Origin of the sequence: Natrinema hispanicum, from assembly GCF_900111485.1 — an archaeon.
Lineage (GTDB): Archaea > Halobacteriota > Halobacteria > Halobacteriales > Natrialbaceae > Natrinema > Natrinema hispanicum_A.
In genome coordinates, this window is record NZ_FOIC01000026.1 from 23,728 (window position 1) to 37,592 (window position 13,865).

General features: G+C 56.1%; 24 protein-coding genes. 7 read left to right on the top strand and 17 right to left on the bottom strand.

Features of this window, described 5'->3' with window-relative positions; translation table 11 throughout:
* Positions 1-149 precede the first annotated feature (149 nt).
* The 4 genes from BSG09_RS21630 to BSG09_RS16220 all read right to left on the bottom strand — a co-directional run bounded on the left by BSG09_RS21630 (position 150) and on the right by BSG09_RS16220 (position 2,314).
* Positions 150-272, bottom strand: coding sequence for a hypothetical protein (locus BSG09_RS21630; protein ID WP_277613176.1), 123 nt, complete (start codon positions 270-272; stop codon positions 150-152).
* A gap of 227 nt (positions 273-499) precedes the next feature.
* Positions 500-955, bottom strand: a complete 456-nt coding sequence (locus BSG09_RS16210; protein ID WP_092934945.1) for a hypothetical protein — start codon at positions 953-955, stop codon at positions 500-502.
* A 161-nt stretch (positions 956-1,116) separates the two neighbouring features.
* The gene (locus BSG09_RS20325; RefSeq protein ID WP_139246244.1) at positions 1,117-1,518 is read right to left on the bottom strand and encodes a hypothetical protein; all 402 of its coding nucleotides are present in this window, start codon (positions 1,516-1,518) and stop codon (positions 1,117-1,119) included.
* Positions 1,511-2,314: a ParA family protein gene (locus tag BSG09_RS16220; protein WP_092934949.1), complete on the bottom strand. Its 804-nt coding sequence runs from the start codon at positions 2,312-2,314 to the stop codon at positions 1,511-1,513. Before BSG09_RS16220 ends, BSG09_RS20325 begins: the two co-directional genes overlap by 8 nt.
* A gap of 344 nt (positions 2,315-2,658) precedes the next feature.
* Here BSG09_RS16220 and BSG09_RS20930 point away from each other — a divergent pair, with 344 nt between their 5' ends.
* Positions 2,659-2,808, top strand: coding sequence for a hypothetical protein (locus BSG09_RS20930; protein WP_175542232.1), 150 nt, complete (start codon positions 2,659-2,661; stop codon positions 2,806-2,808).
* A gap of 9 nt (positions 2,809-2,817) precedes the next feature.
* Here BSG09_RS20930 and BSG09_RS16225 read toward each other — a convergent pair whose 3' ends face one another.
* The 11 genes from BSG09_RS16225 to BSG09_RS21380 form a co-directional block, all read right to left on the bottom strand.
* Positions 2,818-3,315 carry a hypothetical protein gene (locus BSG09_RS16225; protein ID WP_139246245.1) on the bottom strand — a complete coding sequence of 166 codons (498 nt, stop codon included), beginning with the start codon at positions 3,313-3,315 and terminating at the stop codon, positions 2,818-2,820.
* 105 nt (positions 3,316-3,420) lie between these two features.
* The gene (locus BSG09_RS20935) at positions 3,421-3,579 is read right to left on the bottom strand and encodes a hypothetical protein (protein ID WP_175542233.1); all 159 of its coding nucleotides are present in this window, start codon (positions 3,577-3,579) and stop codon (positions 3,421-3,423) included.
* The gene (locus BSG09_RS16230; protein ID WP_092934953.1) at positions 3,579-3,890 is read right to left on the bottom strand and encodes a hypothetical protein; all 312 of its coding nucleotides are present in this window, start codon (positions 3,888-3,890) and stop codon (positions 3,579-3,581) included. Before BSG09_RS16230 ends, BSG09_RS20935 begins: the two co-directional genes overlap by 1 nt.
* Positions 3,887-5,680: a helicase HerA domain-containing protein gene (locus tag BSG09_RS16235; protein WP_092934955.1), complete on the bottom strand. Its 1,794-nt coding sequence runs from the start codon at positions 5,678-5,680 to the stop codon at positions 3,887-3,889. The genes BSG09_RS16230 and BSG09_RS16235 overlap by 4 nt, the downstream gene beginning before the upstream one ends.
* Positions 5,661-5,918, bottom strand: a complete 258-nt coding sequence (locus BSG09_RS16240) for a hypothetical protein (RefSeq protein ID WP_092934957.1) — start codon at positions 5,916-5,918, stop codon at positions 5,661-5,663. The genes BSG09_RS16235 and BSG09_RS16240 overlap by 20 nt, the downstream gene beginning before the upstream one ends.
* Positions 5,908-6,492 (bottom strand): homing endonuclease associated repeat-containing protein, encoded by a 585-nt coding sequence (locus tag BSG09_RS16245; RefSeq protein WP_343124077.1) that lies wholly within the window; start codon positions 6,490-6,492, stop codon positions 5,908-5,910. Before BSG09_RS16245 ends, BSG09_RS16240 begins: the two co-directional genes overlap by 11 nt.
* On the bottom strand, positions 6,476-6,643 hold the full coding sequence (locus tag BSG09_RS20940; RefSeq protein ID WP_175542234.1) for a hypothetical protein: 168 nt from the start codon (positions 6,641-6,643) through the stop codon (positions 6,476-6,478). Before BSG09_RS20940 ends, BSG09_RS16245 begins: the two co-directional genes overlap by 17 nt.
* Before the next feature lie 253 nt (positions 6,644-6,896).
* Positions 6,897-7,178, bottom strand: coding sequence for a hypothetical protein (locus BSG09_RS16255; RefSeq protein ID WP_092934963.1), 282 nt, complete (start codon positions 7,176-7,178; stop codon positions 6,897-6,899).
* Entirely contained in the window at positions 7,168-7,383 is a 216-nt protein-coding gene (locus BSG09_RS16260) for a hypothetical protein (RefSeq protein ID WP_092934965.1), read from the bottom strand. The genes BSG09_RS16255 and BSG09_RS16260 overlap by 11 nt, the downstream gene beginning before the upstream one ends.
* Complete coding sequence (locus tag BSG09_RS16265; protein WP_092934968.1) at positions 7,373-7,594, bottom strand: hypothetical protein; 222 nt, start codon at positions 7,592-7,594, stop codon at positions 7,373-7,375. The genes BSG09_RS16260 and BSG09_RS16265 overlap by 11 nt, the downstream gene beginning before the upstream one ends.
* Positions 7,581-7,988: a type IV toxin-antitoxin system AbiEi family antitoxin domain-containing protein gene (locus BSG09_RS21380; RefSeq protein WP_254799195.1), complete on the bottom strand. Its 408-nt coding sequence runs from the start codon at positions 7,986-7,988 to the stop codon at positions 7,581-7,583. The genes BSG09_RS16265 and BSG09_RS21380 overlap by 14 nt, the downstream gene beginning before the upstream one ends.
* A 237-nt stretch (positions 7,989-8,225) precedes the next feature.
* Here BSG09_RS21380 and BSG09_RS16275 point away from each other — a divergent pair, with 237 nt between their 5' ends.
* The 6 genes from BSG09_RS16275 to BSG09_RS16295 are packed head-to-tail and all read left to right on the top strand — an operon-like array spanning position 8,226 to position 10,396.
* The gene (locus BSG09_RS16275) at positions 8,226-8,675 is read left to right on the top strand and encodes a hypothetical protein (protein ID WP_092934970.1); all 450 of its coding nucleotides are present in this window, start codon (positions 8,226-8,228) and stop codon (positions 8,673-8,675) included.
* The gene (locus BSG09_RS16280; RefSeq protein ID WP_092934972.1) at positions 8,672-9,274 is read left to right on the top strand and encodes a hypothetical protein; all 603 of its coding nucleotides are present in this window, start codon (positions 8,672-8,674) and stop codon (positions 9,272-9,274) included. The genes BSG09_RS16275 and BSG09_RS16280 overlap by 4 nt, the downstream gene beginning before the upstream one ends.
* On the top strand, positions 9,271-9,693 hold the full coding sequence (locus tag BSG09_RS16285; RefSeq protein ID WP_092934974.1) for a hypothetical protein: 423 nt from the start codon (positions 9,271-9,273) through the stop codon (positions 9,691-9,693). The genes BSG09_RS16280 and BSG09_RS16285 overlap by 4 nt, the downstream gene beginning before the upstream one ends.
* Entirely contained in the window at positions 9,694-10,044 is a 351-nt protein-coding gene (locus BSG09_RS16290) for a hypothetical protein (protein ID WP_092934976.1), read from the top strand.
* Complete coding sequence (locus tag BSG09_RS20945; RefSeq protein ID WP_175542235.1) at positions 10,041-10,184, top strand: hypothetical protein; 144 nt, start codon at positions 10,041-10,043, stop codon at positions 10,182-10,184. The genes BSG09_RS16290 and BSG09_RS20945 overlap by 4 nt, the downstream gene beginning before the upstream one ends.
* Complete coding sequence (locus tag BSG09_RS16295) at positions 10,181-10,396, top strand: hypothetical protein (protein ID WP_092934978.1); 216 nt, start codon at positions 10,181-10,183, stop codon at positions 10,394-10,396. The genes BSG09_RS20945 and BSG09_RS16295 overlap by 4 nt, the downstream gene beginning before the upstream one ends.
* A 61-nt stretch (positions 10,397-10,457) precedes the next feature.
* Here the strand turns inward: BSG09_RS16295 and BSG09_RS16300 are convergent, their stop codons facing one another.
* Entirely contained in the window at positions 10,458-11,801 is a 1,344-nt protein-coding gene (locus BSG09_RS16300) for a hypothetical protein (protein WP_139246247.1), read from the bottom strand.
* 215 nt (positions 11,802-12,016) lie between these two features.
* The gene (locus BSG09_RS16305) at positions 12,017-13,186 is read right to left on the bottom strand and encodes an RNA-guided endonuclease InsQ/TnpB family protein (RefSeq protein ID WP_092934982.1); all 1,170 of its coding nucleotides are present in this window, start codon (positions 13,184-13,186) and stop codon (positions 12,017-12,019) included.
* Positions 13,187-13,865: the final 679 nt, after the last annotated feature.

Genomic DNA, 13,865 nt, shown 5'->3' on the forward strand with positions numbered 1-13,865 from the left:
TCATCGACAACATAGAGTCTCCGAATAGATTCTTCGCTGCCGGATACATGGTTAAATAATACTCAGCCGACTGCCCCCGAGTGCAGAACGAAGGAGTTAGTCTGATCGCGATCCAACAGCCGCGTAGGCAATCACGGGGATCGGCTCACTTACGCCAGCATCATGCCAAATGCGATAGCGCCGATCGTGAGCGAGAGCAGCCCGATGATTGCCATGAGCAGTTCTGTATTTGTCATGTGTCTTGTGAGTCCGACGGCAACCAGCGTTGCCACTGACCGACAGCAGCCATTCTGCCCTAAAAGGGGTAGACCGCTTACATCGTCTGAATTCCGCCGAACCGTAATATGATCATGTGGTGACGGGTACTACAATCTGTCGAGACGTGCGATCGGTGCGGTCAGCGTCTCAAACCCCCATCAATTCCACTGAAACTCACGGTGTTACACTTGCAGGACGGTGTGTGGTCGGAAAACAAACCGTATAACGCTTGGTAAAGTCTTTAGTCAGTAGTCTGCTGGGCACCGACACGGTAGCCAGCGAGGAATGCATCTCTCACCTGCGATGCATATTCGTCAGCAAGCTTCTCGACGTCGTACGGGATCTCAGTCCGGTTCTCAAACTGCTTGTAGAGTTCCGGCCGCACTTCGAGATACTGTTCTATAGATCCAAACGCAGCCTTGATCTCGTCAACAACGCAGTACTTGATCTCCTCGTACTCATTCCGCAGAAATCGCTCGAACTCAGAGTCCTCAACGGGTCCCGTGTGCTGGTAATACATATTCGCAAAGTGCTGCCGGCTGTGGTCAGTTCCTTCCGCGAGTTCCTTGAACTCTGCAGGCCACTGTTGCACGAGTAGTTGCGTCGCTTCAATCTGGTTTTGGTTGGTAAAGCCTGGCTCGTGGTTCTTAGTCGTCTCAATCGGGAACTTAATCTCGACCTCTTCAAACTTCACCATGTCTTGCCTGACACATTCTGGAAAGTTAAGTGTATATGGCAGGTGTTGTATGCAACACCCTCAAAGCCTACTCGCCGTCGATGTGGTGTGCGATGATATTCTCGGCTGCATCGCAGATCTCGCACTGTTCGCCCTTCGCCTCGAGGCACTTCGTTCGGCAGTCAGTCATCGATCCCACTCCCTTCGAACTGCTCGGCCTCTTTTCGTATCTCCTCGGCGTCCATCTCTTCGAGAGTGTCGAGTCCTTTCTGGACGATCATTGGGTACCAGTGCATCAACTTCTCGAGCGGGTCTTCGCCAGCTTGCCGAAGTTCAACATTGGTAGAATCAAGTTGGAGATCAAGCTGGTCCATCAACTCTTCAGAGAGGTGGATCTGCTTTGGCCCCCAGTCTTCTCGCTGTTTTACTGGAGTGACTGTCTTATCTCTCTTATCTGTAGGATCTCGTTTGTCTGGTTTTACTGGATTGTCTGCATTGTCTGGCTCCCCTCGTTTTACCGGGTCGGCCTTCTCAGACGTTCGACGACGACGTTCACGGAGCCGGTCAGAGCGATCATCAGACATCGCCCCACACCTCCGCTTCATCGAAGTGTGCGGCAACGTCGGTGGCGATCGCCTCGAACACATCGCACATATCGCTCTCCGGGTTGTACGCGAGCAGCGACTCGCCGGCCTCGAGCGACTTCTGAATGTCCGCTCGTTCCCGGATCCGCCAGACCGGCGTGTCGGGGTACGCATCTTCGATCCAGTCAACCATCTCTTGGGCCTGCTTCTTCCGGACGTCGATCCGGTTGATCGCCACCCCGACCTCCTCGATCGAGATTTCGTAGTCCGTCTCGAGAGCGCCAATGTGATCATACAGGAGTTCGAACGCGCGCTTGCTCGTAGACTCAGCGAGTGCGGGAATGAGCACGTGCCGGCAAGCGAACAGAGCGTTGTCGGTGAGATTCCCGAGCTGCGGCGGACAGTCCACGATGATGTAATCGTAGTCATCTTCGACGTATTCGAGCAGCAGATTCAGTTGCTCTCCGCTTCGGCGCGATAGCGTGAGCTCTGGCTCGACCGCAGTCATGTCGATATTCGAGGGTAGGACATCCATCTCCTCGTGCTCGCGGATGATGTCGGTGACTGCGTCGCGCTGCTCGGCGTCGGTGAGACAGTCGAACAGCGTTGGTGGTTCGTCTTCGTACGCTTCGGGCATCCCAACGTCTTCGGTGGCGTTGCCCTGTGGGTCGAGGTCGACGAGGAGCGTGTCCTGGCCGGCGGCGTTTAGCGCGGCTGCAGTGTTGATAGCGACCGTCGTCTTCCCGACTCCCCCCTTCTGTTGAACGACACAAACCCGGTTAGCTGGTGAATCCATACAAGCCAGTTTTACTGGCTAAACTATAAAACCGCGTCAGACTCACATCAGAATACTGGTTGGTTAAACTGGTAGCGAGATTTTACTTTCATTTCTACTCTCCGGCTGGCTGATATGTAAATACTAATTAGTCGATCTATTTGGCATGTCTCAGTCAGACACCGCGTGGATGGAGAAGCCAGGAGACGACGTCAACGACGATGGCGTTCGCGTCCGCGGAGCACCTAATGCGTCAGGACGGAGAGCCACCAGAGTGGCAGGATCCGCTCCCAGGCCTCTAGATCGGGCACGCCGATGGGATCGCAAGACTCTTTTTCGAGATCCAGGAGTTCAGCGATGATTCGATGTACCCAAACTCGGTCGCCATCGAGAGCGAAGAGATCCCGAAGGTGGTCGAGGCGCTCATCGAGTGGGCGTACGAACGCGATACCGATCAGATCCGCGAGCGGGTTGAGCTTGCACTCGAGGAACTCGAAAAGGTCAGTGAGAAATAAAATAGAGATTCAGACCGGGCAGGAGATGGAATGCTCGCCTTTATGCATTTCTGACCCACTGTGATAACTTATCTCGGCATCATATCTGAATTTGCAATCAGATTCAATGATGGGTACTGCGCTGATTTCGTTAATTCCAATCTTGTACTCTATGGTCTCCGACTCTCCACCAGCTAGGTCCCCAATTTGTTCCCAGTTACTGTAAAGTGGGTCTTCCTCGCCCACCAGAAAACTGTCCGTTTTCGCATATATGTCAAGATCTAACGAAACAGACTCGGCAGCCTCATCACTCTTGTTTGTTACCTCCATTTCGATCGTGGTGTTCGTTTCTGGAGGTATTGACTGAGAATTAGGTAGTGAAATGTCCAGAATGTCGATTGAGAAGTCCGCATCCTCAGGAGACACATACTCCACTGAATCCTCCACGGACTTGTCCATACAACCCGCCAAAAGCGCAACCGACCCAACACTCGCAAGAAGAGACCGTCGTTTGTATGATTCCGCCATACTTCCTTTGATACGTGAATGTATAAAGATCTTATTTATAGAATGACCTGATTATTGTCTTAATCAACCAATCTTAGGCACGTCAATAGCGCTGATCAATTCGATCTACATCTCGAACTCGAACTCGTGTTCGAGGACATCGACGACGTCTTCATGCTGGACGTGGACGCGACAGTAGACGGTCCCGTTCTTGTCGGTGTAGAGTCGCTCCTGCTCGAGAGTCTTCTTATCTCGATCGTCGAGGGTATGATAGTTGTCAGTCATCAGGTCCCCTCCTGTCCGATGGCAAACCGACACTTAAGGATCGCTTCAGTCAAACCCTCGTGCCGAATGCGTTCGTGATCGATAGATGCGTTCAGCACAGCGTCGAGACTTGAGACAAGATTGGCCACATCCGCTTGGATGTCCCGATCCTCGCCAACAACCACATCGATCGAGGCAAGACAGCGGCCATCATCGGTCTCGAGCCAGGTGTTCTCGACGCGGTAGCCACGGTCTGTTAGCCACTCGAAGACTGTCGCGAGCGCCCTGGCATCCTGCGCTGTGACTTCTGTTTCGGATTCGTCGTCAGTCATAGTTCTTCCATCAACTGCTCAGTCTTCTTGCGCTCCGCTACAGCCTGCCGGACTTGTTCAATGCCATCGGCGTTCAGATCAACCATCATCCCGTCATCGCCTCGGTCTTTCGTGACGATTTTCCGCCGCTCGAGTTCCGACGCGGCTTTCGAAACGTCCGACGTCGTCGAGACACCGAGACGTTCGGCGATCGCCTCGTAGGAGACGGGCCCGCCCTCGGCGACGATCCCCACAATGACTCCCTTCACGTAGCGCGGCGACGCACCACACTCAGCCTTCGCGGTCTCGATCTCCGCTTGGACCACCTCGAGCGTCAGGAAGTCCTCGTAGGACTCGAGTTGCTCGCCGATATCCGCGTCGGCCTGGGCCCGCAGCCGCTCGTTCTCCGCTTTGAGGTCGTCAATCCGCTCTTGTAGTCGTTCGAGTTCGGCACTGTCGGCCCCACGGTCGCCCGCAGCGGGTGGCGGCGCTGTCGTCTCGGCTTCGACCTCGACGCCGAGGACCTCACGGGCCTGTTCGAGTTGTTGCTCGATCTCTTCGGCACGCTCGATGCGATCCGCCGCGATCTGGAGACGGTCGACCTCCCGCTCGAGGTCGTCGACGCGACCGCGCAGCTGGTCGCGCTCGTCGACGACGTCGTCCAGGCGCGACTCGAGCTCACGGATCCGTTCGTTTTTCGCCTCGATCTGGGCGTCGAAGTCTTCGGGGACCGCGTCGCCGGCGTCGGTCCCGTTCTGTAGCGCGGCCGCCATCTGCTGGGCGGCGTCCGCGATGTTTTGCTGGTTCTCGAGTTCCGCTTCGAGTTCTTCGATTCGTTCGTCGCGCTGCTCGAGTTGTTCCTCGAGGCGCTCGATCTCGTCGCGACGCTGGTCGGCTCGGTCGGAGATTTCCTCGAGGTCGCCCAAGAGGTCCTCGTCGAGCGACTTCAACTCGGGCCGCTCGACGTCCTCGAGGCCAGGGGTTGCGCCGGCGTCGAAGGTCCGCTTCCGGCGCACCTGGACACGCTCGACGTCAGCCTCGCGCCAGTCAGCCTGCAGGAACGCCTCCCCGTCGGCGAGGTCGCCGACCGCGTCGGCACTCTCAGCGTCGACGACACGCCGGACGACCGTGGTGTCGTTGTCCCAGGTGAGCCGGTGCCAGAGCAGCCAGTTGGCCTGCGTGATGAAGTCCTTCTTAACGTCGGCGGGGCGCTGGCTGATTCCGGCGATCCCGAGCCCGTGCTTACGGCCGCGCTTCGAGATCTTGATCAGCATCTGGCCGACGTCGTCGAGGCCGCCGCCCTCGGGAACGTACTCGTGGATCTCCTCAACGACCAGTAGGAACGGCGTCTTCAGGTCCTTCTCGCGGACGAAGAGCTCGCAGGCTGTCTCCCGGATCAGGTCGTTCGCGACGTCGTCCTCGAGGTAGCCCGAGACGTCGAGGATAATCGGGACGCCGTCCTCGAGGGCGAGTTGGGCAAGCTTGCCCGCGTGTTCGGGACCGACCTGGATGTCGGCCTGTTCGTCAGCGCCGGCGTGCAGGATCTCGTAGGACTCCTTGAGGCCGTAGTACTCACCGTCCGTGTCGACGATCAACAGCGGATAGCCCGCCTCGAGGAGTTCTTCCGCGACGACGCTCGCTGAGTTGGACTTCCCCGAGCCGGATTTCCCAGTGATGAACGCACGGCCGGTGAGCAATTCGACGATCGGGAGCTCGACGAGTTGGCCATCGACGGTCTCACCGATCCTGATCGTTTCCTCTGTGGTATCGGTGGCGGCCTCGTTGTCGCCGTCAGTATTCGTCGTACTCATTGGCCGTCCCATCGGCTGAATTGTCTTCTTCTAGTGCTTCCAAAAGGTCCGATTCAATCTGCTCAAGTTCGTTTTTCGCCTCTTCTCGCTGGTTTCTCAAGCTACGTTCCCAGCTGTCGCTTCGGTCGATCTCCGGGAGAACCTCCTCAATCTCAAAATCAAGTCTGTCGATTTTGATTTCCAGATGAGTCTTCTGCTTTTCAAGGAACTCTACCCGGTCGAACTCATCACTCGTCATCGGCCTTACCCTCGCGGTGCTTGTTTTCTGATTTCATTTTCTGGATCCCGTACTCTACCAGCTTCTCGGAGGTGACATTGTACCGGCTGAGGATCTCGTATTTCTCCAGATCGCCGTGGCGTTCGAAGTGGTCTCTGACGAGGTTCTCAACTGCCTCAATCAGCCAGTTGTTGTTCTCCGAAGGCAGTGCGTCGCCCTCGTGAATCGAATCGTGACAGTCCCTGCAGAGGTAGCACCCCTGTTTATTATCGCCGTATCTCCAATGGTGGAAGTCCAACTCAGAGTTACTCTTGCCACAGAGTGGGCAGGACTCGGGCTCTTCTATGAAGTCCGAGTCGATCGGCTCTCTGGGCTCAAGTCCAGCAGCGGAGACAGCTTCGTTCCAGCTACCAAACCTCAGTCTATATGATCGACCATAATATTCTCCGAACTCGTCCATTTGATCTCTCGTTGGAGGAGTCTTGCGCGTTTTCTCATTCAAGTCTCGAATGGCCTCTAAGAGCTCCTCGTCAGGAATCCGGTTCAAAGCTTCATCACCCTTTGACGATTGTCCGTACTCATGCAGACGCACCACCTACGAAATCCTCAAGATCGGCCTGTTCGATATCTGGTGCGTCGGGACAACGGACACGATGAACGCCGACGACGATCGGCGACGTCGTCGTGAACGAGGTCTCGCAGTGCGGACAGGTCCAGGTCTCGGCCTCAAGGTCCAAGGCAGTCACGGCGAATCCACCCAATGTTGGCGAGCTTTTACATAGAATAATCGACAAACCTCGACTAATGATTCAGCGTGAAGACTTCGACCCAACCGGCGAATCATGTCCCGACTGCGGATCCCAGCTTCAGAAGGGGCCAAAAGGCCGGCTATACTGTCTCCAGTGCGGTTCGGCGAAGGTACCTCGCAAAAATGAAGGCCACGAGACCGACTGGGACGGCGAGCTTCCGAACTTCGGTTGCAAGTAATGTCTGAGGGAATCACGCCAGTTCACCTCCTGAGAAGCGCTCAAGGTCGTTCAACTCTCCAGCCACGTCTTCGTTGAGCCGCCACGCTGTGTCTCGCGTTGTCTGCACAAACGGCTCAATCGCACCTTTATTCTTGAGCCGGCGGACAGTCCCAGAAAGTGAAGCCGATTCTTCGCCGAGCGCTTGAGCTACTTCTTTGGTTTTGACTGTCGACCGTCTCGGATCCGAAAGGACGTGGGCCATCTCCTCGAGGACTGCCTGTTGCTTATCAGTGAGGTCGATTTCACTCGACATCAGGGGTGTTATCTCCGTTGTCATCACCGTCGTTGTCGATAACCGCTAATACAGCCTCAAGCAGATCCTCTCGAACGGACGCCTCGGCAGTCTTCCAGTAGTCCGCTAGGTCGCGGAACGTCTCGACCGGGACCTCACAACCAGCTGCGGTTGGGTGGCCACCGCCGCCCAGCTGGTCGCGGGCGAGGAAGCCGTCACTGATCATCGTTTACTTCCCGGAGTTGTTCGGTTTCGTTCGTCAGCGCTCGCTCGAGACTCTGCAGGTCGTCGGCAGCCTCGAGAAGCGTTTCGTGCTTCTCCTGATCGAATGCAGTCGCCGGGACGCCCTGGAGCGCTGCGATCGCGTCGCGAACGCCGGCCAGTGCTTCCTCTCGACACTCGAGGTCGGATAGTGTCTCTCGATTAGTCTGACCCATCTGTGTTATCGTCTGAGATCGCGTCTTGTGCTCGCTTGAGGGCTGTACGTGCCGTGTCTGGATCGCCGCGTTCGAATGCGGCTTCGATGTTCTCGAGTTCGGCTTGAACACCTTCTAACAGATTCTCGCCGCTCGAAACACCTTCTCGAGGGTCCTCGTTGAGTTCGTACAGGCCCCGAGCCACTCGCTCGATCCAGCCAGCATCGCGAAGGCTTCGGAGCGAAAACTCAACGTTCCCTTTCTCCATGTTCGTTTCGTCAATGAGGTAGCGTGGGTTCGCGCGCCCCCACGGTTGACTGTCGCTACGCCCGTCTTTCAGCGCATCAAGAACTTTCTCGTCGTTAGCCGACGGTTCGTAGTTCTCGTTGACCATTTTCTCAGTCTGTATACTCATGGCGCATTTCCAAGTACGCACCCATTTGTAATACTATTTGTGATGCAATTGCTTCTCTACTTTGCAGTACAAAGCTATAAGTGGGTGGCTGATATACTATGAAGTAGAGCACGGGAGTTCGGCCGCAGAAACTGGCCGATGGGTGCTGTAACACCCTCGACCGTGCCGGAATACGGCAATGAACGTTGAACCACGAACTGACGAAACGGTTTCGGTTGAATCGGAGGTTGACAACTAATGGCTCGCATCCAACACATCGCGCCAACGCCGGTCGAGAAGACCGAGCTTGCGAAGGCCCAGGCCCTTGACTGGGACTTCGGAGAGACCCAGTGGGCCCTACAGGACGCGTTCGAGGATGCCGAGTACCCAGAGGTCGACGGAGACGACGAGCGCGTCTACTACACGCTCGCGTACAAGATCGGTCGGAAGCGCAACATCACCGCCCGCGCTGACGTCCTGGCGGTGACTCGTGATCTCGAGTACGCGATCGAAATGAAGCTGCCAGCGACGATCGACGACGCAACGCTCGACGTCGAACTCGTCAACTACGACGATGGGATCCCGGCCGCGTTCGCTCGGCCAGTCAAAGAGGAATCGACGGTCCCCGAATACCGCCACGAGCAGTACACGAACGTGCTCGAGCGAGCGCATGATGTCGACGTCGATCTCCGAGGTGAGCAGCAATGACGATCGTCCGCGATCACGAACACGTCGCGAAACGCGCCGAAGCCCTCGAGCGTGAAGGTGCGAAGGAGATGCGCCTGCGAGCAGAGGCTCGCGCCGTGGCCGGCTACGAGCCTGGCGATGTCGAAGAGTCCGACGGCTCAGATATCATTGTCGCTGACGATGGGGCGGCCGTCGCAACCGACGGTGGCGAGTCGGAGACCGATCACGCCGAACTCCGCGAGGGCGAGCAGCGCGACAACGACAACACGCACACAGCGGCTATCGCCGACGAGCAGTTCGCGCTAGCTGACGAGGCGGCCGATCGCCCGCTCCTCGACGTCGGCGACCAGGCAATCCCGACCGACCGAGAAGCGACGGTCACCGTCGTCCGCACGACGGGTAAGACTGCCGGCGAGTACGTGATCGACGAGATCGACGAGACAGTCGCGGAGTACAACGATTGCGATCCCGGCGAAGACGTCTACGAAGTCGTGTTCCCCGACCGAACAACAAAAGACATCAACAGCCTACAGCGTTACCCCTACCCGCGCTCGAAGCTGCGCCTCGAGACGCCGATACACGACCGCGACGGCAACGGCAACGGAGGTGACGGCCAGTGACACGCCGTCGACTCAGCGAGATCGCACGCGAGCGTGCCGCCGAGTTCGACTCGGGCATCTGCAACAACCGCGTTCACGAGTCGCTCCAGGGTCAGCACGATCACGGGCCTGACCTCGAGCGTCATATCAACGTGATCGAGAGCGTCTATGAGCTTGCGTACAGCTACGACGACGAGGATCGCAGTGAGCGCAAGTTCGATATCTTCGGCGCTGCGGAGGACATCAACGACCACATCGACGATGTCGTCGACGAGGTCATCGCTGCGACGCTTGCCGATCTCCTCGAGGTCGTCGACGGCTGGGGTGATGTCTGGGACGACGACGAGATCGCGGCTGCGAAGCACGAGGCCCGCGAGTGGCTGCAGGAACACAGCGAGGCTGCCGAGCGCGCCGGCGTCTGGGGCGAGGTGACTGCGTAGATGGCAGCTGCCGGATCTCACGCCGATATCGAAGTTCTCGAGGAACCTGCGGCGCGGGCCCTAACGACGCCCATGACGGTCATGGACGATGTGGGGATGGTCCGCGACGCGGACGGGATGTTCGAAGTCACGACTGACTCCGGACGCGAGTACATTGTCGATCTCGAGGCTCCGAGTGGCGCGCGGTGTCTCTGCCACGACCACAAATACTGCCAGCGCGATTGTAAACACATCTGGCGGTGTCGCTTCGAGACTGGCGAAGAGCCGATCCCAGCGTGGGTTGATCCTGACGACGTCGACGACCAGCTGGGTGCACACGTCACGGCCGGTGAACCGCGGTGGTCGCAGTGAGTGAAGAGGTCCTCGACGAGGACTGCGAGGACTGTGGGACAGCGCTGATCCGCATCTCCGAGGACGACGTTACGAACAGCCACAACTGCCCGGTCGTGACGTGTCCCAGTTGCCTCGAGATCGTCCGGAGGGAACGATGAGTCAGGACGGGCTCTCGCTGAGTTGGGCGCCACCGAACGCACGGCGTCGTCGGATCACCTTCGAGCCGTGGCCGTCTGAAGGGTGGGAACGCATCGAAGAAGAACAGCATGGCGACGAGTGGCAGATCGTTAGCCGAGAGATCGTCACCGACGTCGACCTCGAGGCGCCGGCTGCGATTATGCAGGGGTCGCAGTCCTGGCTTGGGCCCTGATCGCGCGGTAGTCGGTCTCGTTTGCTCACCGAAATGGTTCAGTCATCGCCTGCACGGTCAACTAATCGTTGACCTTTATTCGATCATCTACTTTCTCGAGCTTGCCAGCCTCAATAGCCACTGTGATCGCAAGCTGTGACTTGTCAGGAGAGACGCCAGCGTTATGAGCAATCTGTCTGATTGACGAGATTCGTGCGGTTTCTGGTTGCACCCGGTTATCAGTGTTGAAGCCAACGATTCGAACGACTTTATCGATCGTCTCGGCTAGATCCGGATATTGAGCCATGATATCTACACCGTCTGCGAAGTCCTCGAGTAGTGACTCAGGAATCAAATATTCTTTAGCAGGTGGCTTTGGTGTGACTTCCGTAGGATCCTCGTAGAAAATACCAAAGCAACCACTCTGAGGGCCTGATTCACGAGCAACAACTCCATCATCAGCCAGCCACGTCGGGAGATGGACCGTTGCGGATGTGTGTGGTGTTGGATCTGGATAGTACTGGCTCGCATCATCTGTGAACCGGCGGTGCCATGATGCATTCCACAGCGTTCGCCGAAGATCCTCGATCGAGTCGGCAGCGTACTTGTCTTTCAGCCGATTGTACTCGAGCTGGGCAACAATCTCCGGAGCGAGTGTGACTTCTATTTCGCCAGGGTCCTCAAGTGTGTCCTGGACGTCTTGAATAGAGTATTCGGATTCGTACCCGCTCGCATCGGGGAACACATCGTACCAGTCCTGGGACCGCCAGATTCGGTGTGACTGTTCGTCGTACCATGCGGTTGGTAGACGTGCTGGGACAGTCACATTCGGTGGATACGACGGACCAATCGGCTCTCGCCAGTGTTGTGGTCCATGCTCCCACTTGAGCATCGACGGTACCGCTTCTGGCCAGACTGTGTTGACCTGGCCGCCGAATAGATCAACGTCTCGACCGTCGTACTGCTCCTCCCACACCCAACAGACGGAGTAGCCGTGCTTGAGGTAATTCTCCGTCACTGCTTCGATGTCCTTGCCGTCGTTTTTATATTGAACTTCAACGACGATGCCGTTGCCATATGGGTGCTGTGAGTCCTCGAAACGAGCGTACACATCCGCGATGTTTTCGCCGACTTGCTGCTCGAGTGTCGAGCGCGCGAGGTCAAATTCCCATTGGAGTTTGTGGAGGGCTATTTCTTTCATTCGTTCGTGCTGTTCAGATTCTCCCCCAGACCCTACGCCACCGTAGCCACACGAGTCGCGCTTGTGCTTGAAATGGCTCGAAACGAACGTGCCGTTTTTCGTCTCGAAAGAGTCGTACAAAACCATTTCATCACCGCATCCAAGGCAGACAAGTCGGTCTGATTTCTCTGCTTGGCTTGGTCTAGTAATGCGATCGTCGGATAGTCGTTTTGCAAAAAATGCCATGTGTAGTTTAGTTGAAGCCGTTTGTTGTCTGATCGTTCTGGATCGTTTTAACGATTTGACAACCGAGGTGAAAGTAGAGCTATTATCTAACTACCACGCTAGATCAGGTTCTGACTATTTGTCACCACTGTCAGTTCAATAGCGATAGCTGGATACACTACGGCAACTTGGCGTTGCTACTACTTCGCCCGCTGTCTCGAGCAATGACCTTGCGACTATCTCCGATCGTTTAGAACAATGTCCTCAAGCCGTGTCGCAAGGTTGATCGCTGCATTCACGTCAGCGTGTACTTCGTATCCACACCGAAAACACTCGAAATCAGCACCATCCCGATACTCACGGTTCGTCTGACCACACTTTCGGCAGGTAATACTCGTGCCTCGTGGATCAATAGTTTCGACTGGTATCCCTTCTGCTGTTGCCTTGTACGCTATTTTCTCTTGAAGTGCGGCGTACGGCCAGTCATGGATTGGGTCAGCAGCTGTCGTTCGATAGTGAGTTAGATCCTCAAGAGCGATCACTGCCTGATTCTCTTTTGCGAGTTCGGCTATTTCCCGGGATGCAGTATCAAGCACTTGCTCAGTATAGCGCTCATGCTCATTCCTACACTTGCGGACGCCTCTGAGATCACCTCGTTCCATCAGATGACTCCGCTTCTTTTTCAGTCGCTCCCGATAGTGACGGAATTCCTTCCCTGATTCGAGTTGGATATCCGCGATCTCACCGCTGTCGATGAGAGCAACCGCATAGATCACGTTCTCTCCGAGATCTACCCCCAGCGTGCTATCTGCTGTATTTGGCTCTATCACCTCTACATCCCATTTGATAACAAGGTGTGCCTGGAGGCTACCATCATCAGCTAGGTGAAGCTCACAACTACCGGTTGTTGCGTCGTCACTGCTATCGCACACTCGCTTGAGAAAGTCTCTCGAATATGGACTGTCGTTGATACCGAACCAGATCCCGTTATGAGGAATAAAACGGGCTTTGAGTCCGTACTTCCCATTGTTCTGTTCAATATCAAAGTCCTGGTGTGAGAGGAGGAGATACGTTCCATTTCCGAACTTCGGTCGCTTGCCCTGTTTCCCACGACTTTGCCACGACGAAAACGCCTCTGCAACATGCTGGGCTGCTTCTCGAGCAGTTGTTGCTTTAACCAGCCGATCATCGAACTCCCGAGTCACCATCCGATAGAGTGTGTTATTCTGCGGCTGCCAGTCTGACTCTGGAACGGTGACAATCAGATCGGCCATGTATGAGGCCATCGACTGGAATTCTTTGATCCCTTTTTGAACCTGTGCGATCTTACTAGCGCTGGTCTCAAGCTCCAGTACAACTGTCCGTATGACTGTCTCTGTTGTCGTTGATTGGTCAGGCTGGTCCATTTAGCCAAGTGCGAGAGACAATAACAAGTAAGTGGGATCGTCTCTTCTCTCAAGAGAACCGGGACAAGCTATATGTTTGCTCTCCGGAACGTGGCACTTCACCACGCGTGACAAGTCGATCTTACTTGTTACGAGCCAGCCCGCCGTGAAGTCCGGCAGGACGTCCCTTGCTTGGATGCATGGGCATGGATTTCTTGCCCTCGGGACTCCGTCGGAATAGGCGAAAAGAGGCACACAGACAGTGCCCGGCTCAAGGTAATACTACACCAACAGCGGTTGGGGAACAGTCGGATATCATCCCGATGACGAGGCCCCGGAAATCATATTCCGTGAGTCCGCCTTTGCGCGCTAAGACCCACCTCTCACTGAAGTGAAAATAGAGGGAAGGAACCTATCACGCCAAGAGCTGGCACCCCACCGTACACTTGAGGGGCCTACTCCAAGGCCCCGTGAAAACGGAAAAAGAAATCCATTCATCAGAAATCGTTCCGTCGACCCTTTGGCAAATCGTCGATACCGGAGGTTGACAAAAATAGCTCCCTCTATTCCATCAATAGAGGTAGAGTAACACCAGAATGCGTCATGGTTCGAGATAGACCCTTGTGGGGCCGAAGACTCGAGTCGAACGTCGTCAGCGACGTCCCGCTCGAGTTCGAGATAGACCCTTGTGGGGCCGAAG